Origin of the sequence: Allobrachymonas wangyanguii (assembly GCF_045055315.1) — a bacterium.
Classification (GTDB): Bacteria; Pseudomonadota; Gammaproteobacteria; order Burkholderiales; family Burkholderiaceae_C; genus Brachymonas; species Brachymonas wangyanguii.
The window spans coordinates 1,559,802-1,577,781 of record NZ_CP173677.1 but is presented as its reverse complement, the minus strand read 5'-3'; the positions used below and the strand labels follow the sequence as shown (position 1 = coordinate 1,577,781).

Sequence of the window (17,980 nt, the reverse complement as noted above, 5' to 3'; positions counted from 1 at the left end):
TTATTCGGAGTGGGGCAGGGCTGTGCCTGCCTCTTTAAGGGCCAATAGTCGTCTCTTTAGTGGCGCTGCATCGCCAGGATGAAATCTTTCCAGATGCAGCACTTGCCCCATCGCCTGGGCATAAGGGCCTCGCTCAAACGAAAGCGCTTCGCCTTGCGCAATGCGTCGTTCAACGGCATGGACGACTGCACGAATCTTGCTGCGTGTGGTTCTGTCCAAGCCAGGCTTGTTGTTTACTGCGAGCTTCGTGACGGCCATGCGGCGGCCTGATGTGGCAATTTCATGCTTGGCTCGTTTGGCTCGATAGCCATGCTTGAGCAACATGCCGTAAACCTGCCGCACCACATCCGTTTTTTCCTCGTTGGTCAGGAAGGTTCTGGACGACACGGCGATGTCATCGACATAGCGGGAGTAGACAAGACTGTGGGCTGCGAGCTTGTTGTACAACTCAGGCTCATCCTGCCAAAACACGAGGTTGGCAAGGAAAGAACTGGTTATCGCACCTTGGGGCAGTTCACCATGCCTGGTCGTGAGTTGTGCAAGGCATTGCGCCACTTCCTCGCTGAAGCCGAAGAAGCCGCGCCAGATGCTGAATATGCGGTCTGCCGATGTGGAAGGGAAAAATCCACTGATGTCTTCGTTGATGACGATTCGAGCGCCGGCATGGCGTGAGGCATTGATCTTGTAATCGCAGCCTTTGATGCTCCCCGTCAAGTATGCTGGGTAATTCACATGATCGAGGATCTGGCTCTTGATCCTTCGATGAACTGCCTTTAGCGGCTCCCGTGCATCGTAAGTATTGCGGATGCTTCCGTCCGGTTTGGTGATGGACTTTGCGACGCGATAAAGGTTGTTGGCACGCTTTGCTAGTGTTAGGAGGTCGTTGACCGTCATTCCCAGCGCAACATGCAGGGCGTGCAGGGTGCCGATGCGGCGTTGGCTATAGGAGGGGGCGCTGGTTGCTGACGGACTCATTGAGCAGTTCCAGTGCTGTGCGCGCAAGGTCTCCTTGCAGCGACTTGTCGATGCCGGTCAGATCATCACCTTCTGCGCCGAGGAAAAAGATGATGCCCACGGGCATATGCAACGCATGAGCGATCTTGGTCACGGTGGACAGCGTTGGATCACGCTTGTTGTTTTCCAGCATGGATAGATAGGAAACCGAGCATTCAGCCTGTCGCGCAAGATCAGCTTGGGAGATGCCCCGCCGGGTGCGGCATAGCTTGATGGCTTGTCCAACGTTCATGATCTACTCCGGTAATCAAATATTGGGCTTGCTGCGTCTTGGCCCACTTCCATCACTTCATCCAGTCAGTGAGATTGCTCACTGCGCGAATGACGATGTCAGTGACGCGCAGAGCTCGATCCAGGAGCTTCCCGAGATCGTGCTCCCGCTTCTGAGAGCTTTCAGACACATTGCGAAGTTGCCGCAACACGTCATCCAGTTCAGCCAGAGCGCCAGCATCGAGTTGGCTGTAATGCACATCGCGCAGCTTTTGGAGCGTTGCGATGCTGTTCTTCAAAGTTTGGTATTCCATCTGGAATGCTCCTCTAAAACCCGGCACGACGCCGAAGCCCCGTAACAAGGCGATTGGCCGAAAGGAGCCAACTCGATGCGCAAGCCCAACACCAGTCGTCGCGGTGATTGAAGCCCCGTCCTTGCCGCCATCCGATTGCGCTTTGCGATTAGCAGATTGCATCTGGCTAACTGCGGTGCGCGGGACGATGCGAGGGCGGACCTTCACGGCGGACCGATCGTTACCGGCCTGCCTCACCTCGAAATCTCCAACACTGGACGAAGGAGCGGCCTGAATCACTTCAGGCAGTGCACTGACCTTTCGCTTTTACGGTAAGAGCAACACTTCAAAGAACGTGTACCTAGGCGATTCGCCTAGCCGATGCTATTACAGCATAGGTTTTGCGAATTTGTCAATAAAAGTTCACCAGCGGTGAATTTTTGGGTGCCTATGGCGTTCACAGGCCACCTGAGGGATGATCGATTGCGCTACGCGCCAAGCCGCCTGTGGTGTCTCCGTTCCTACCATCACTTCGTCCGCCGGCATGGCGGCGTAGTCCTCAGTGAGTGCCGCCCTGGCTTCCCCGCCGATGTCGCAAGCCACTTGGAGCACTGGAAGTGGCTCACTCGTCGAGCGTGCACCGAATTCCAGCGTGACAATGGGTGCCACATGGCCGACGCCGAGCGGGAGAAGCGGCACAAGGCGGGATGTTGAGTGCCTCCGACGATGTCAACACAGCCGCTCCTGATGCTCCATGGTATTTTTCATGGCATCTATCGTTGGATGACTGTTAGTATGTTGATATATAAAGATATTTTGTAGCCAATGACGATCGAGTGGGAGTGAAGCTGGTTCTAGTTGAGGACTAGATTTTTTATGAACCCAGTCATTAGACTGGGTTTCTTATGAGCCTCGGAAAATATGCTGGCTATAAAGATGGGAGTGACAGCTCGTCGTCAAAGTCAAATGCAAGCTGTACAGGTTGACGCAGCAGGCGGAAGCTTCTCCAAGGACCAGGAATATCCTGGCTATCCTCCGGCGCAATGATTGGAATATGTTGAAGCTGTGTCGCCATCCGTGCGGCTTCTGCGCACCGCCTGTAGGCATAAGAAGTGGAAATCAGCAAGTGATCGGCAACGCTTGGCATGTGGTTGTTGAAGTGCTGCAGCAATCCGAGATAAGCGGATGCCAAGGAGCCGTTTTCCGCCAGTAACTTTTGCTGCTCATTGGCCTCCTCCTTGTACAGCAGCTCATCCAGTACGTTGCTGCCCTGATTGCTGAAAGGGATCGGGCGATGGGGTGCATGTCGTCCTCATCGCCATATGGGGAATGATCCAGTCGGACAGCGTAGCGCACACGGGTATCGGTATATCGCACAAGTGCTTGATACAGGTAGCTGAGGAGCAGCTTCTGATGCTCAGGATTGCCGAGATCCAGAGTGGCTCCAGCTTTTGGAGTCATGGTCGATGCGAGTAACCAGGCCTCATTGATTACATCAGAGAGTTGATACTCACCGCGTGTACCAGAAGCTATCCGTTGCAGGTCTTTTTTGCGAGTCGTCACAAAATAGGAAAAATCGCCATCGAAAGGGATGTCCATGCCATGAGCCTCATAACGTCTACAGAAAGAGAACCTGATTGCAGGTTCATGCGTATAGCGATCCTCCATGGAATGGATGGCATGATTTTTAAAACGGTCAGTCAGTTATATGACAATGGGCGCAAGATATCGGCACATTGCATGGGTGCCAGCAAGCTGGAATGCAGGGTTTCAAGGGCTAACAAGAATCAAGTTGCGTTACAGTCATGATCTATGTCTAGCAGTAGCTCGTCACCATCCTCTGCGTCTTTCATGCGCCAAGCCCTGACCGAAGCCGAACAGGCCGCCGCCCAGGCCGAAATCCCGGTAGGCGCCATCGTCGTTGGCCCGGACGGTCACACCATCCTGGGCCGGGGCCATAACTGCTGCATTGCCGACCACGACCCGTCCGCCCACGCAGAAATCCAAGCTATGCGCGCAGCCGCCCGCACGCTGGGCAACTACCGGCTGGAAGGCTGCACGCTCTACGTCACGCTGGAGCCCTGCGCCATGTGCAGCGGCGCCATGCTGCACGCCCGGCTCAGCCAGGTCGTCTATGCCGTGCCGGATCCGCGTACCGGCGCCGCTGGCTCGGTACTCGACCTGCTGGCTCCGTCCGATATCAACCACCAGACCACGGCCAGCCTGTTGCCCGATGCCGATGGCGGCGCAGAACTCAAACAGGCCTGCGCCGATCTGCTCACGCGTTTTTTCCGCAGCCGCCGCGAGCAGCAGGCGCAACAACGCCAGCAAGCCGACCATGCGCCCTTGCGCGAAGATGCGTTGCGCCCATTGGCCAAGGCGCTGCAGGAAGAGGGCGTCTGGCAACCTGATTCCCGCTGGACGCTGGTACCCGACCCCGTCCAGCCGACAGCTGCCGCCTGGCGCATGCACCACCTGGAGCAGGGCGATGCCGCTGCGCCTACCGTAGTGCTGCTGCATGGATACGCCGGCCATGCCCGGCTCTGGCAGGATCTGGCCAGCCAGATCACCGATGCTGGCTGGCGTGTCCTCGCCCCGGATCTGCTCGGACACGGCCTGAGCGACAAGCCGCGCAAGCCTGATCAGCACCAGCTGGCCTGGCACCAGTCCCTGCTGGTCTCCTGGATGCAGGCGCAGCAGTTGCCTGCAAACACCTGCTGGGTCGCACTCGATCAGGCCGCGCTACTGCTGCCAGCCAGCATTCCGCCACAACAGATCCTGGCACTGGATACGCCCGATGCCGCGCTGCGCTGGCCTGATGACAATCGCGATCCATCCCGCCTGGACTGGCGCCAGCGCGCTCAGCGCAGTCCGGTTTTTGATTTGCAGGCCCATTGGGCGATCCCCGATCAGGCCCCGCTGCTGCAGGTCAGCTATCCCGATGCTGGCCACCGCACCGCCATGCGCTGGCCGCTCTGGGCCGGCCAGCCTGCTGGCGAGGCCGATCGCCAGCACTGGCAACAGCACGGCCGTCGCCTGCTGGTCCACACGCTGGAACCTGCAGCAGATACAGCCGGTACGCCCGGCGCCCGCATCCATGCGGCACTGCGGCACAATAGCTCCATGATCCTCCACTGGCTGCAGCAACAGCGGCCAGCCACCTGACACCCCCATGGCACACCTCTACATCTATTCCCCCTCTGGCGCCGTCCGTGACAAGGCCGGCTTCCGTCGCGCCGTCAAACGCCTGGAAAAACGCGGCCACCAGGTCGACATCGATCCGTCTGCGCTCGATAGCCAGCAGCGCTTTGCCGGTGATGACGCCGCGCGCCTGGCCGCCATTGGCCGCGCTGCCGCCAGCGGTGCCGATGTCGCCCTGATGACGCGTGGTGGCTATGGCCTGTCGCGCATCCTGCCCCAGCTGCCGTACAAGCAGATCACCCGCGCCATCGACAAGGGCACGCGCTTTGTCGGCCTGAGCGATTTCACCGCCATGCAGCTGGCGCTGCTGGCGCACGATCCGCACGCCACCACCTGGGCCGGCAACCTGCTGGTCGATGACTGGGGCCGCGACGACGGCACGGACGAGATCACCGAAGCCTGCTTCGACGAGATGCTGGACGGCAGCAGCGAAGGCGCCGGCTGGTACGTGAAGAAAAAGGAAGCCGATTGTGAAGGCACACTCGGCAAATCAGTGCTGATCGAAGACGCCACGCTCTGGGGTGGCAACCTCTGCGTGCTGACCAGCCTGCTAGGTACGCCATATTTCCCGCAGATAGAAGGCGGCGTGCTGTTCCTGGAAGAAGTCGGCGAGCATCCTTACCGCATCGAGCGCATGCTCAGTCAGCTGCTCTGGTCAGGTGTGCTGGAGCGCCAGCGCGCCATCGTGATCGGCACCTGCAGCGACTACAAGCTGGTGCCGCACGACAAGGGCTATACGCTGGATGCTGCCATCCAGTGGCTGCGCAGCCAGACGACAACGCCAGTCTTCACCGGCCTGCCGCATGGCCATGTGCCGACCAAGGTGCTGCTGCCGGTCGGCCGCCAGGTCACGCTGGCCGCCGAAGATCGTGACCGCCTGCTGTTCTGGGGCCACGATCACCATCACTGAGCGCGGTGCTCAGTTGTTCTGCGTCTGGTAGCTCAGGATGCGCTCGCAGTAGCGCGCCATCAGGTCGATTTCCAGATTGACCTGGCTGCCGGCCTGCAGGGCATGCAGCGCCGTGTTTTCCACCGTGTGCGGGATCAGGTTGATGCTGATTTCGCAGCCGGCCTCGGCGTCCTTGAGTGGCAGATCAACCACGCGGTTCACCGTCAGGCTCACGCCATTGACCGTGATCGAGCCCTTGTAGGCCAGAAAGCGTGCCAGCGCCTGCGGCGCCACGATGCGCAGTTCATGGCTTTCGCCCACGCGCTCGAAATGGCTGACGATGCCGATGCCGTCGACATGGCCGCTGACGATATGGCCGCCCAAGCGGTCGCTGGCGCGCAGCGCCTTTTCCAGGTTCACCGGGCCGGGCTGGTTCAGGCCGGCGGTCTTGTCCAGCGATTCCGCGGAGATATCGATGTGGAACACGCTGGACGGCACGTCAAACTCTACTACCGTCATGCAGGCACCGTTGATGGCAATGCTGTCGCCCAGCGATACGTCCTTCAGATAGCCGGCCGGAGCCTGCACGCTCAGGCGGCTGCCGTGCGCGGCGCTGTCGCCCAGGGCGGTAACGTCAAGAATCTGGCCAACGCCGGTGATGATGCCTGTAAACATGGTGAATCGGGTTCCTGTAGCAAGTGAATGCGCCCATTGTATGTCCGCCAAAAAATGTCAGCGCGAGAGTTGCAGCCCCAGCCATTCGTGCAGCACCAGCCGGCTGTCGAGCAGACCGTAGGCGCTGGGCAGCTGATCCAGCACCGTCATGTCGCGCGGCGCAATCGCTCCCATCGGTGCCGGCACCACTGTCAGCCCATGCCCTTCAAAAGCAAGCAGGCCGCGCGGCATATGCCAGGCATGGGTGACCAGCGCGATACGCTGGATGCCTTGCTGCTGCAGCACGGCCGCCATCAGCCGGCCATTCTCACGCGTATCGCGTGACTGGTCTTCCTGCAGCGTGACCGGGGTCTGCAGCAGCTCGATCGCATCTGCCGCGCCGGTACGTGCTTCCGACCAGGTCAGCTGTTCGCCTTGTGCGCCCCAGCCAACACCGCCCGCGTAGCCCAGTGGCACGCCCAGCTGGCGCGACAGCCAAGCCCCATACACCAGCCGTTCCATGGCACGTTCGCGCAGCTGCGGCCGACCATATTCGGCAGCATCCATGCGGATGCCGCCACCCAGCACGATTACCGCTTGCACCTGTTGCTGGCGCAGCTGTGCCGGTGTCTGGATCGCCACCTGCGGCAGCAGCTGTCGCGACATCCACACCGCCGTTGCCTGGCAGGAGAGGAACCACAGGCTGGCGATGCCAAGCAGCAGGGCGCTCCAGCCAGTCCGGCGCTGGCGACGCCACAGCAGCAGCGCACCGATCAGCATCAGCAGCAGCGGGCCACCCGGTGGCAGCACCAGTGCCGTCAGCACCGGCTTCCATGGCCCGAGCGCCAGCAGCCATTCACTCATGCGTGGGTCGGCCAGCCCGCCAGATGGCGCTGGCACAGATCACCGAGGGCATCGATCCACAAGGGGCGGTCATTCAGGCAGGGGATGTAGCGGTAGTCCTGACCGCCAGCGTGGAGAAAGGCCTCGCGCACTTCCGCATCGATCTCTTCCAGCGTTTCCAGGCAGTCGGCGGTAAAGCCGGGGCACATCATGTCCACCTGGCGCAGGCCTTGCTGCGCTAGCGCGATCAGCGTCGGCTCGGTATAGGGCTGCAGCCATTCGGCCTTGCCAAAGCGCGACTGGAAGGTCATCAGGATCTGTTCCGGCGCCAGTCCCAGCGCCAGCCGCAGCGCCTCCGTGGTCTGGTGGCATTCGATCAGGTATGGGTCACCCTGGGCCACCGTGCGCTTGGGCACGCCGTGGTAGCTCAGCACCAGCTTTTCCGCCTGGCCGTGCAGCTGCCAGTGTGCGCGCACGCTGTCGGCCAGCGCGGCGATATAGCCGGCATCGTCCGGATAGCGGTTGACGAAGCGCATCTCGGGGATGTTGCGGATCTGGCGGCTCCAGCCGTAGATGCAGTCGAGCACGCTGCCGGTGGTGCTACCCGAATATTGTGGATAGGCCGGCAACACCAGAATGCGTTCGACGCCCTCGGCCTTGAGCTGGTCCAGCACGCCGGTCAGTGCCGGCTGGCCATAGCGCATGGCCGGCAGCACGCGCACCGACTGGCCACGCGCCTGCAGCCACTGCTGCAGCAGTTCGGCCTGGCGCACGGTCCAGACCAGCAGCGGCGATCCCTGCTCAGTCCAGACAGTGCGGTATTTGGCCGCCGATTGCGCCGGCCGGGTGCGCAGCACGATGCCGTGCAGGATCGGTTTCCAGACCGCTGCCGGGATTTCCACCACACGTGGATCGGACAGGAATTCGGCCAGGTAGCGGCGCACGGCTGTCGTGGTGGGTGCATCGGGCGTACCCAGGTTGCACAGCACGACCGCGGTGCGCAGCACCGGGGCGGAAGACGGGGAGGGGGAGGCAGGTTCTGGTCGGTAGGCCATGAAGCAGGCGGAAGGCCGCAGGATGAAGCAAAAAACGTGCAGTTACAGCAAAAACAAGGGACTTTCCCTTGTAATGACGCGGACTGTACGCAAATTATGGTATCGTAGTTTTCCCTAACTATAAACAAACACGGAGAATATCGTGAGTAATAAAGGTCAATTGCTGCAGGATCCCTTTTTGAACACCCTGCGTCGTGAGCATGTGCCGGTGTCCATCTACCTGGTCAACGGTATCAAGCTGCAGGGTCAGATCGAGTCCTTCGATCAGTACGTGGTCCTGCTGCGCAACACCGTCACCCAGATGGTGTACAAGCATGCCATTTCCACCATTGTGCCGGGCCGCGCCGTCAACTTTTCCGTAAACCCGGAATCGGGCGAAGCCACCACGGGCACTGCCAACAGCTGATCCCCCGGGCGCACTGCGGTGCGCCTGTGGCCAGCCCACATTCCCCCACATGCAAGAACAATCCGAGCGCCCCCGCGCGATACTGGTGGGCGTCGATTTCGGCTCGCCGCATTTTGATGCGGAACTGGCCGAACTGGGCCTGCTGGCCCAGACCGCCGGCCTGGAGCCGGTAGCCCGCATCACCTGCAAGCGCAAGGCCCCCGATCCGGCCCTGTTCGTCGGCAGCGGCAAGGCCGAGGAAATCGCCTTGCTCGCCGAGCAGCACGGCGCCGATGAAATCCTCTTCGACCAGGCCCTGAGCCCGGCGCAGCAGCGCAACCTGGAACGTGCCCTGCAGCGCGCGGTCAACGACCGCACCATGCTGATCCTGGAAATCTTCGCCCAGCGCGCGCGCAGCCACGAAGGCAAGCTGCAGGTCGAACTGGCACGCCTCCAATACCTCAGCACCCGGCTGGTACGCCGATGGAGCCACCTGGAACGCCAGGCTGGCGGTATCGGCATGCGTGGCGGCCCTGGTGAAACCCAGATCGAGCTGGACCGCCGCATGATTGGCGATGCCATCAAGCGCACCCGCACCCAGCTGGAAAAGGTCAAGCGCCAGCGCAGCACGCAACGGCGCCAGCGCCAGCGCACCGGTACCTTTACCGTGTCGCTGGTCGGTTATACCAACGCCGGCAAGTCCACGCTGTTCAACGCCCTGGTCAAGGCGCGCGCCTATGCCGCCGACCAGCTGTTTGCCACACTCGATACCACCACGCGCCAGCTTTATCTGGCGCAGCTGGGCCGCAGCATCTCGCTGTCCGACACCGTGGGCTTCATCCGAGATCTGCCGCACGGCCTGGTCGAGGCTTTCGAGGCCACGCTGCAGGAAGCCGTCGACGCCGACCTGCTGCTGCACGTGGTCGATGCCTCCAGCCCGGAATGGGTAGAGCAGATCAACGAGGTGCAGCAGGTGCTGGAGGAAATCGGCGCCGACAGCATTCCGCAGCTGCTGGTGTTCAACAAGCTCGATGCGGTGCTGCCGGATCGCTTGCCCACGCAGCTGTTCGACAGCTACGAGATCGCCCACCGCCAGGTGCCGCGTCTCTACCTGAGTGCCAGCACCGGCGACAACCTCGAAGCGCTGCGCGATTTCATGGCCGAAGCAGCCCGCGCCAAGTGGGAAGCGACGCATGTCCCTGGCATGCCTGCTGCCCGCGACGACGAGCCAGACGTGCGATTTGATTGAGTTTTTTCCGCTTGCTGCAGGGCACCAACAAGTCCCTGTGCCACGAAAGGCGCCGAGTTGACTGGTATAGTCTTCCATTCGGCGCCAGCGTCCCCATCTGACAGCATGGTGGCCTTGCCCTTGCGGCAGCCAGGCCATGATTTGCGTATCTGGGACCGTTCCAGACCCGACCCCTGAATACCCATGGATTCGATGAACGACACCTATTCCTCCCGTCCTTCTGCAGGCTCGCGCCGGCCGGCTGCCTGGCAGCGTCTGGCGCAGGCCCTGCCTGCTTCCTGGCAGCGCATGTTCAACCTCAACGATCCGCGTTGGGGCCGTGGCGACCAGGACGATGACCGTCCGGCTGCCGGGCGCGATCCGCAGAACCACCAGAACGACGAGCGTCCGCCGCAACCGCCGCAGCGCCCGAATCCGGGCAAGCGCCCCGATAACGGCCCGCCGGATCTGGACGAACTCTGGCAGGACCTGAACCGCAAGCTGGGCGGCCTGTTTGGCGGCAACAAGGGCGGCCAGCAGGGCGGTAGTGGCAGCAACGGTGGCGGCGGTGGCTTCCCCGGCTGGAACCGCGGCCCGGATGGTGGCAACAGCAAGGGCACGCGCATCGGCATTGGCCTGATCGCTGGCGTGCTGCTGGTGATGTGGCTGCTCAGCGGCTTCTTCATCGTGCAGGAAGGCCAGCAGTCGGTCATCACGCGCTTTGGCTCCTACCGTTCCACCGTCGGTGCCGGTATCAACTGGACGCTGCCGTACCCGATCGAACGCCACGAAACCGTCAACGTGACCCAGATCCGCTCGGTCGACATCGGTGGCGAGAACATCATCCAGAGCACTGGCCTGCGCGAGTCGGCCATGCTGACCTCCGACGAGAACATCGTCGAGATCAACTTTGCCGTGCAGTACCGCCTGAGCAATGCGCGTGACTACCTGTTTGCCAGCCGCAATCCGGACCAGGCCGTGATCCAGGCCGCCGAAACCGCGGTGCGTGAAGTGATCGGCAGCATGCGCATGGACGCGGCGCTGGCCGAGGAGCGTGAGCAGATCGCGCCGCGCGTGCGCCAACTGATGCAGCAGATCCTGGATCGCTACCAGGTTGGTATCGATGTGGTGGGCGTGAACCTGCAGCAGGGCGGCGTGCGTCCGCCGGAGCAGGTACAGGCCGCATTTGACGACGTGTTGAAGGCCGGCCAGGAAGCCGAACGTGCCAAGAACGAGGCCCAGGCCTATGCCAACCGCGTCGTGCCGCTGGCCACCGGTACCGCATCGCGCCTGCGCTCCGAATCCGAGGCCTACAAGGCCCAGGTGGTGGCACAGGCCGAGGGTGATTCGGCACGCTTCAGCTCGATCCTGCCCGAGTACCAGAAGGCACCGCAGGCCACGCGTGACCGCATGTACAACGACACCATGCAGGAAATCTACGGCAAGGTCACCAAGATCATGGTCGATACGCGCCAGGGCAGCATGCTCTACCTGCCGCTGGACAAGATCATCCAGCAGACGCAACAGGGCGCTACCGCAGCGGCGGCTCCGGCTGCAGCAGCTCCGGCACCGGCAGCAGCGGCATCGACTCCGGCAGCCCCGGCCGATGCACGCACGCGTGAAACCAGCACCACGGCGCGCAGCCGTACCGGTTCCTGAGCGGACCACCCGACCAGATTTGCAAGAGACTGAGTCAGATGAATAACAAATTGATAACCTTCGTCGTTGGACTGTTCATCGCCCTGGTGGCGGCCAGTACCCTGCTGTTCGTGGTGGACCAGCGCCAGTTTGGCGTGGTCTACAACATGGGACAGATCAACCGCGTGATCAGCGAGCCCGGCTTGTACGTGAAGATGCCGCCGCCGTTCCAGAACGTGCGCTTTGTCGACAAGCGTCTGCTGACGCTGGACAGCCAGAACAACGAATCGGTGCTGACGGCCGAGAAACAGCGCCTGGTGATCGACTGGTACGTGCGCTGGCGCATCGCCGATCCGCAGGCCTATATCCGTAACGTTGGCCTCGACGAGGCTGCCGGCAGCGTGCAGCTGTCGCGCGTGGTGCGCGATGCCTTCCAGCAGGAAGTCAACAAGTACACCGTGAAGCAGATCCTGTCCAGCAAGCGCGACGAGCTGATGGACAACGTGAAGGAGCAGGTGGTGGGCGCCGTGACCGGTGGCACCAAGGCCTGGGGCATCGAGATCGTGGACGTGCGCGTGACGCGTGCCGACTACGCCGAGGCGATTACCGAATCGGTCTACCGCCGCATGCAGGCCGAACGTGAACGCGTGGCCAACGAGCTGCGCTCCACTGGTAACGCCGAAGGCGAGAAGATCCGCGCCGAAGCCGACCGCCAGCGTGACGTGACGATTGCCGAAGCCTACCGTGATGCCCAGCGCGTCAAGGGTGAGGGCGATGCCGAGGCAACCCGCATCTATGGCGAATCGTTTGGCAAGAACCCGCAGTTCGCCAACTTCTACCGGGGTCTGGAAGCCTACCGCAAGAGCTTCGATGCCAAGGGTGACCTGATCGTGGTGGATCCGCAGAACAGCAAGTTCTTCGGCACCTATCGCCAGGGTGGTGCCGGCGGCAATGACTGATTGCCGCGGCCTGCGCGCCAGCTGCCATGGATGATGTCCTGTGGCTGGCGTTGGCCTTCATGCTGATGTTTGAAGGCCTGTTTCCCTTGCTGCTGCCGCGCAGCTGGCGCGAGACCTTCCAGCGCCTGGTACAGCTCCCGGACCAGCAGATCCGCCTGTTCGGCTTTGCCAGCGTCGCCGCCGGGCTGCTGCTGTACTGGCTGATCGCGGGCTGAGGCCACGCGCCACAGCCAGATGCAAACCGGGTAGAATCCTCTTTTTAACAGCCCCCATTTTTTCCCATGTCAGCCTGGGTACTTCCCGACTATATTTCTGATGTGCTGCCCGCCGAGGCACGCCTCATCGAAGCGCATCGCCGTGCCTTGCTCGACACTGCGGGCAGCTACGGCTATGAGCTGGTCATGCCGCCACTGGTGGAGCATATCGAATCCCTGCTGACAGGCACCGGCAAGGCGCTGCACATGCAGACCTTCAAGATGGTGGATCTGCTTTCCGGCCGCACCATTGGCGTGCGCTCCGACACCACGCAGCAGGTCGCCCGCATTGATGCGCACCTGCTCAATCGTCCCGGCGTCACGCGCCTGTGCTATTGTGGCCCGGTGCTGCACACGCGTCCGTCCCAGCCTGGCGCCAGCCGTGAACCGCTGCAGTTCGGTGCCGAAATGTACGGCTACGAAGGCATCGGTGCCGAGCTCGAAAGCCTGGCGCTGGCGCTGGATACCCTGGCGGCGGTCGATGTGCCGATGGAACAGGGCCTGGTAGTGGACCTGGCCGAGGCCAGTATCGTGCCGGCGCTGCTGGCTCAGGCGGCTGATAGGGCGGTAGACGCCAACAGCATCCAGGACGCCCTGATCACCAAGAATGCCGAAGCGCTGCGCGAAGCTGCTGCTGCACTGCCCGAAGCCGTGCAAGAGCAATTGTTGGCACTGCTCGGCCTGTATGGCGGCGTCGATGCCGTGCTGGAGCGCGCGCGTGCCGTGCTGCCGCCGCTGCCGGCCATCACCTCGGCCCTGAACGATATCGCCTGGCTGGCCCAGCAGCTGCGCCGCACCCATCCGCAGGCCGAAGTGCTGCTGGACCTGGCCGATCTGCGTGGCTATTCCTATTACAGCGGCATCCGCTTTGCCATCTACCTGCCGGGCAGTCCCGATGCACTGGTACGCGGTGGCCGCTACAACGAGGTCGGTGCGGTCTATGGCCGCAACCGTCCGGCCGTTGGTTTCAGCATGGACGTGCGCGCCGTCAGCGCGCTCACGCCCGCCGCTGCCCAGCCGCAGGCCATCCTGGCGCACTGGCGCGAGGACCTGGACTGGCGCCAGGCCGTGCGCGCACTGCGCGCCCAGGGGCGCACCGTGGTGGTGCGCTTCCCCGGCCAATCGCCTGACGAAGGCCAGGAAGGCATGCACTGCCAGAGCGAACTGGTGCAACAGCAGGGTCAGTGGGTGGAACAGCCCCTGACTGTACAAGCCTGATGCCGCGGGCGTGAATGTCGGCAACCCCCATTTTTTGAACGAGGAAACTGCAATGAGCAACAACCTGGATGTCCAGATCGCCAAGGGGCGCAACGTCGTGGTGGTCGGAACCCAGTGGGGCGATGAGGGCAAGGGCAAGCTGGTCGACTGGCTGACCGAAAGTGCCCAGGCCGTGGCACGCTTCCAGGGCGGCCACAACGCCGGCCATACGCTGGTGATCAACGGCGTCAAGACCGCGCTGCACCTGATTCCCAGCGGCATCATGCGTCCGGGCGTCCAATGCTATATCGGCAATGGCGTGGTGGTGTCTGCCGCCAAGCTGCTGGAAGAAATCGCAGGCCTGGAAAAAGCCGGTGTCGAGGTGCGTTCGCGTCTGCGCATCAGCGAGGCCTGCCCGCTGATCCTGCCGTTCCACGCGGCACTGGACATCGCCCGTGAAGCCTACAAGGTCAAGGCCGGCACCGAGAAGATCGGCACGACCGGCCGTGGCATTGGCCCGGCCTACGAAGACAAGATCGCCCGCCGTGCGCTGCGCGTGCAGGACCTGAAGCACCCTGAGCGCTTTGCTGCCAAGCTGGCCGAACTGGTGGAACTGTACAACTTCCTGCTGGCCGAGCGCTACGACGCCGCCAGCATCGATTTTGGCCCGGCGCTGCAGCCTTGCCTGGTCAACGGCCAGATCAGCTATGACGCCGTGCTGGCCCAGGCGACAGAGCACGCTGAGCAGCTGCGCCCGATGATTGCCGATACCTCGCGCGAGCTGAACGAGCTGCACAAGGCGGGTGGCAACATCCTGTTCGAAGGCGCCCAGGGCACGCTGCTGGACATTGACCACGGTACCTATCCCTTTGTCACCTCCAGCAACTGCGTGGCTGGCAATGCCGCGGCTGGTGCCGGTGTCGGCCCGAGCCTGCTGCACTACGTGCTGGGCATCACCAAGGCCTACTGCACGCGCGTCGGTGGCGGTCCGTTCCCCACCGAACTGGATTGGGAAACCGAAGGCACACCGGGTTACCACATGAGCGTGGTCGGTGCCGAGCGTGGCGTGACCACCGGCCGCAGCCGCCGTTGTGGCTGGTTCGATGCCGCACTGCTGAAGCGCAGCGCCCAGGTCAACGGCCTGAGCGGCCTGTGCATCACCAAGCTGGATGTGCTGGATGGCCTGAGCGAGCTGCAGCTGTGCGTCGGCTACGAGCTGGATGGCGAGCGCATCGACATCCTGCCGCTGGGCGCGGAAGACATCGCCAAGTGCCAGCCGATCTACGAAACGCTGCCGGGCTGGACCGAGTCCACCGTGGGCGTGACCGAGTACGACAAGCTGCCGCTGGAGGCACGCCAGTACCTGAAGCGCATCGAGGAAACCACCGGTGTGCCGGTGCACGTGATCTCCACCAGCCCGGATCGTGACCATACCATCATGATGCACCACCCCTTTGCAGCCTGAAGGCTGATCGGGGACAATGCAGGGCTGGCGCAGTCGGCTTCACGACAGCTCCTTGACCGAAAGGGGTGGCAGACATGTTGACTGAAAATGGCGAGCACCTGTATGTGCATCACGAGGAGTACCAGCGGCTGATCGAGCGGCTGGCGCTGCAGATCCATGACTCGGGCTGGCAGTTTGCCACCATCATTTGCCTGGCACGTGGCGGCCTGCGGCCAGGCGATGTCCTGAGCCGGCTGTTCCGTGTGCCGCTGGCGATCCTGGCGGTCAGCTCCTACCGAGACGATGACGGCACGACCCAGGGCGAGCTGCACATGTCGACCGCCATCAGCACTACGCTGCCGGCGCTGATCGGCCCGGTGCTGCTGGTGGATGACCTGACCGACAGTGGCCAGACGCTGCACGCCGTCACCAACATGCTGCGTGAACGCCATCCGGCCATCACCGAATTGCGCACGGCCGTGATCTGGACCAAGGGGATATCGAGCAGGCGTCCCGACTACGCGGCCCAGCACCTGCCGACCAGTCCGTGGATCCACCAGCCGTTTGAAATCTATGACAAGCTGAGCCTGCAGGATTTGCAGCAGAAGAACGCCAAACAGGATTTGTAGTCCCCTTCATGAACCCCGCCCCCTGGTACCAACGCTGGATCCCGACGGAAGAAAAGCTGCGCCAAAGTCGCTGGCTGGGCTGGCTGGCACCTTGGCTCGGGCGTCCATCGCTCTGGGTCTGGTCGCGCCATGGTGTGGCGCTGGGGGTGGCATTGGGCGTGTTCTTCGGCATGCTGGTGCCGATTGCGCAGATTCCGGCATCGGCGATTGCCGCCGTGGCCCTGCGTGCCAACCTGCCGGCTGCCGCTGCCAGCACTTTCGTCAGCAACCCGATCACCTTTGCCCCGGTCTATTACCTGGCCTACCAGCTCGGCAACGTGGTGCTGGGCAATGAGCCGGAGCAGCGCGCACCGGCGCAGGCCAATGCCGACAAGCTGCAGAAGCAGCTGAAGGAAGAAAAACAGCTGGGTTTCTGGCAGCGCCTGAAGCTGATGGGCAAGCCGTTGATGGTCGGTCTGGTGATCCTGGCCACGGCCTTCGGCCTGTTCAGCTATGTGCTGATCAGCCTGATCTGGTTTGCCAGCCGCTGGTGGCGCGAGTACAAGGCGGGCAAGGGCCAGGCCTGATGCCGTGGGCAGGCGAGGGCGGTTATCATCTTCCCATGAGCCAGCACATCCCCACCCGCATCATCCACGATCCCTACCAGGCCCCGGCCGACTTCGAGGCGCCGCAGCAGCCGGTCTGCAAGGCCTCGACCGTGTTCTTCCCGAATATCGCCGCCATGCGCCAGCGCACCTGGCTGGACAAGAGCGGCTACACCTATGGCCTGCATGGCACGCCGACCAGCTATACGCTGGAGCAGCGCCTGTGCAGCATCGAGGGCGGCCTGCACGCGGTGCTGGTGCCCAGCGGCCTGGCCGCGATTGCCTGCGTCAACCTGGCGTTGCTGCATGCCGGTGACGAGGTGCTGATTCCCGACAATGCCTACGGCCCGAGCAAGACGCTGGCCGAGGGCGAGCTGGAGCACTGGGGCATCAGCCATCGCTATTACGACCCGATGGACGTGAATGACCTGGCCGACAAGATCGGGCCGAGCACGCGCTTGGTCTGGCTGGAAGCAGCCGGCTCCGTCACGCTGGAGTTTCCCGATCTGGTGGCGCAGGCACGCCTGTGCCGCGACTTGGGCGTGCTGACCGCGCTCGACAATACCTGGGGCGCCGGTCTGGCGTTCCAGCCGTTCGACCTGCTGCGCTGTGGCGATCCCGACAGCGACGAGGCAATTGGCGTCGACATCAGCGCGCATGCCCTGACCAAGTACCCGAGCGGCGGGGCCGATGTGCTGATGGGCAGCGTCATCACGCGCGATCCCGCGCTGCATCGCCGCATCCTGCTCAGCCATATGCGCCTGGGCCTGGGCGTAGGCATGAACGACGTGGAGCTGGTGCTGCGCAGCCTGCCCAGCATGAGCCTGCGCTACCATGCGGCGGATCGCAGCGCACGCCATCTGGCGCAGTGGCTGCAGCAGCAGCCGCAACTGGCACAGGTGCTGCACCCGAGCCTGCCCGAATCGCCCGGCCATGCCAGCTGGAAGGAAGTCTGCAGCTCGCCCGAGCAGCCGCATGGAGCCGGTGCTGGCATCGTCAGCGTGATCTTCGAGGAGCATTACACGCAGGACGAAATCGATGCCTTCTGCGACAGCCTGCAGCTGTTCCGCATCGGCTACAGCTGGGGTGGGCCGGTCAGCCTGGTCATGCCTTACGACCTGGGCGAGATGCGTACGGTCTGGCCTGAGCACCTCGCACGCGGTACGCTGGTGCGCTTCTGCATCGGCCTGGAAGACCCGCGCGATCTCGAGGCTGATATTGCCCAGGCGCTGCTGGCGCTGCCGACCTGAATCCGGCAGGCAAGGCAGGACGTATCGGACAGGCCACAACAGGCGACAAAATGCCTGTAAGCTGTGGCCAGTGCTTGATATTCCATTGGCGTGCGAGCTATAATCCCATCTTTCGATCCTCTGTTAGCCGCCTCGCTGGGCGACGTGTGTCTGCATGACACCCGCCAGCAGCAGCCGGATACCGTAGTTGGTGCCTGTGTGAAGAGGCCATTTGTGCAGCTTGAATACGATCGGAGAGTGTGAGGAATTCAGC

General features: G+C 62.7%; 19 protein-coding genes. 12 read left to right on the top strand and 7 right to left on the bottom strand.

The features are described from left to right. From ACI3EV_RS07625 to ACI3EV_RS07610, 4 genes are all read right to left on the bottom strand, one after another. Complete coding sequence (locus ACI3EV_RS07625; protein ID WP_337691377.1) at nucleotides 1–975, bottom strand: reverse transcriptase family protein; 975 nt, start codon at nucleotides 973–975, stop codon at nucleotides 1–3. Continuing rightward, complete coding sequence (locus ACI3EV_RS07620) at nucleotides 941–1,246, bottom strand: helix-turn-helix transcriptional regulator (RefSeq protein ID WP_337691375.1); 306 nt, start codon at nucleotides 1,244–1,246, stop codon at nucleotides 941–943. Before ACI3EV_RS07620 ends, ACI3EV_RS07625 begins: the two co-directional genes overlap by 35 nt. A gap of 52 nt (nucleotides 1,247–1,298) precedes the next feature. Then, nucleotides 1,299–1,700, bottom strand: coding sequence for a hypothetical protein (locus ACI3EV_RS07615; protein ID WP_337691374.1), 402 nt, complete (start codon nucleotides 1,698–1,700; stop codon nucleotides 1,299–1,301). A gap of 936 nt (nucleotides 1,701–2,636) precedes the next feature. Beyond that, nucleotides 2,637–3,116, bottom strand: a complete 480-nt coding sequence (locus tag ACI3EV_RS07610; RefSeq protein ID WP_329770327.1) for a hypothetical protein — start codon at nucleotides 3,114–3,116, stop codon at nucleotides 2,637–2,639. Nucleotides 3,117–3,368: 252 nt separating this feature from the next. Here ACI3EV_RS07610 and tadA point away from each other — a divergent pair, with 252 nt between their 5' ends. Next, the gene (tadA, locus tag ACI3EV_RS07605) at nucleotides 3,369–4,682 is read left to right on the top strand and encodes a tRNA adenosine(34) deaminase TadA (RefSeq protein ID WP_337691373.1); all 1,314 of its coding nucleotides are present in this window, start codon (nucleotides 3,369–3,371) and stop codon (nucleotides 4,680–4,682) included. Between the two features lie 7 nt (nucleotides 4,683–4,689). Beyond that, complete coding sequence (locus ACI3EV_RS07600) at nucleotides 4,690–5,628, top strand: LD-carboxypeptidase (protein ID WP_337691372.1); 939 nt, start codon at nucleotides 4,690–4,692, stop codon at nucleotides 5,626–5,628. 9 nt (nucleotides 5,629–5,637) lie between these two features. On the opposite strand, the gene ACI3EV_RS07595 is transcribed toward ACI3EV_RS07600, so the two are convergent. Genes ACI3EV_RS07595 through hemH form a run of 3 tightly spaced genes read right to left on the bottom strand, consistent with a single transcriptional unit; the run spans nucleotide 5,638 to nucleotide 8,159 of the window. Then, a complete protein-coding gene (locus ACI3EV_RS07595) occupies nucleotides 5,638–6,282 on the bottom strand; it encodes a riboflavin synthase (RefSeq protein WP_337691371.1) in 645 nt (214 codons plus the stop codon). A gap of 57 nt (nucleotides 6,283–6,339) precedes the next feature. Next, a complete protein-coding gene (locus ACI3EV_RS07590) occupies nucleotides 6,340–7,125 on the bottom strand; it encodes a YdcF family protein (RefSeq protein ID WP_337691370.1) in 786 nt (261 codons plus the stop codon). Further along, nucleotides 7,122–8,159 carry a ferrochelatase gene (gene hemH / locus ACI3EV_RS07585; RefSeq protein ID WP_329770332.1) on the bottom strand — a complete coding sequence of 346 codons (1,038 nt, stop codon included), beginning with the start codon at nucleotides 8,157–8,159 and terminating at the stop codon, nucleotides 7,122–7,124. The genes ACI3EV_RS07590 and hemH overlap by 4 nt, the downstream gene beginning before the upstream one ends. Nucleotides 8,160–8,301: 142 nt before the next feature. On the opposite strand from hemH, the gene hfq reads away from it, so the two are divergent. The 10 genes from hfq to ACI3EV_RS07535 all read left to right on the top strand — a co-directional run bounded on the left by hfq (nucleotide 8,302) and on the right by ACI3EV_RS07535 (nucleotide 17,727). Next, nucleotides 8,302–8,565 (top strand): RNA chaperone Hfq, encoded by a 264-nt coding sequence (gene hfq, locus ACI3EV_RS07580; RefSeq protein WP_026320698.1) that lies wholly within the window; start codon nucleotides 8,302–8,304, stop codon nucleotides 8,563–8,565. 49 nt (nucleotides 8,566–8,614) lie between these two features. Then, on the top strand, nucleotides 8,615–9,793 hold the full coding sequence (hflX, locus tag ACI3EV_RS07575) for a GTPase HflX (RefSeq protein WP_337691369.1): 1,179 nt from the start codon (nucleotides 8,615–8,617) through the stop codon (nucleotides 9,791–9,793). Between the two features lie 183 nt (nucleotides 9,794–9,976). Next, nucleotides 9,977–11,431 carry an FtsH protease activity modulator HflK gene (hflK, locus tag ACI3EV_RS07570; protein WP_405197978.1) on the top strand — a complete coding sequence of 485 codons (1,455 nt, stop codon included), beginning with the start codon at nucleotides 9,977–9,979 and terminating at the stop codon, nucleotides 11,429–11,431. A gap of 38 nt (nucleotides 11,432–11,469) precedes the next feature. Continuing rightward, complete coding sequence (hflC, locus tag ACI3EV_RS07565; protein ID WP_329770334.1) at nucleotides 11,470–12,369, top strand: protease modulator HflC; 900 nt, start codon at nucleotides 11,470–11,472, stop codon at nucleotides 12,367–12,369. 26 nt (nucleotides 12,370–12,395) lie between these two features. Next, complete coding sequence (locus tag ACI3EV_RS07560) at nucleotides 12,396–12,584, top strand: DUF2065 family protein (RefSeq protein ID WP_329770335.1); 189 nt, start codon at nucleotides 12,396–12,398, stop codon at nucleotides 12,582–12,584. A gap of 66 nt (nucleotides 12,585–12,650) precedes the next feature. After that, nucleotides 12,651–13,841, top strand: coding sequence for an ATP phosphoribosyltransferase regulatory subunit (locus ACI3EV_RS07555; protein ID WP_329770336.1), 1,191 nt, complete (start codon nucleotides 12,651–12,653; stop codon nucleotides 13,839–13,841). Between the two features lie 52 nt (nucleotides 13,842–13,893). Then, complete coding sequence (locus ACI3EV_RS07550; RefSeq protein WP_329770337.1) at nucleotides 13,894–15,285, top strand: adenylosuccinate synthase; 1,392 nt, start codon at nucleotides 13,894–13,896, stop codon at nucleotides 15,283–15,285. Nucleotides 15,286–15,359: 74 nt separating this feature from the next. Then, nucleotides 15,360–15,893, top strand: coding sequence for a phosphoribosyltransferase family protein (locus ACI3EV_RS07545; protein ID WP_329770338.1), 534 nt, complete (start codon nucleotides 15,360–15,362; stop codon nucleotides 15,891–15,893). 8 nt (nucleotides 15,894–15,901) lie between these two features. Then, nucleotides 15,902–16,459 carry a DUF2062 domain-containing protein gene (locus tag ACI3EV_RS07540; RefSeq protein WP_337691368.1) on the top strand — a complete coding sequence of 186 codons (558 nt, stop codon included), beginning with the start codon at nucleotides 15,902–15,904 and terminating at the stop codon, nucleotides 16,457–16,459. Between the two features lie 35 nt (nucleotides 16,460–16,494). Beyond that, nucleotides 16,495–17,727 (top strand): PLP-dependent transferase, encoded by a 1,233-nt coding sequence (locus ACI3EV_RS07535; protein ID WP_329770340.1) that lies wholly within the window; start codon nucleotides 16,495–16,497, stop codon nucleotides 17,725–17,727. Nucleotides 17,728–17,980: the final 253 nt, after the last annotated feature.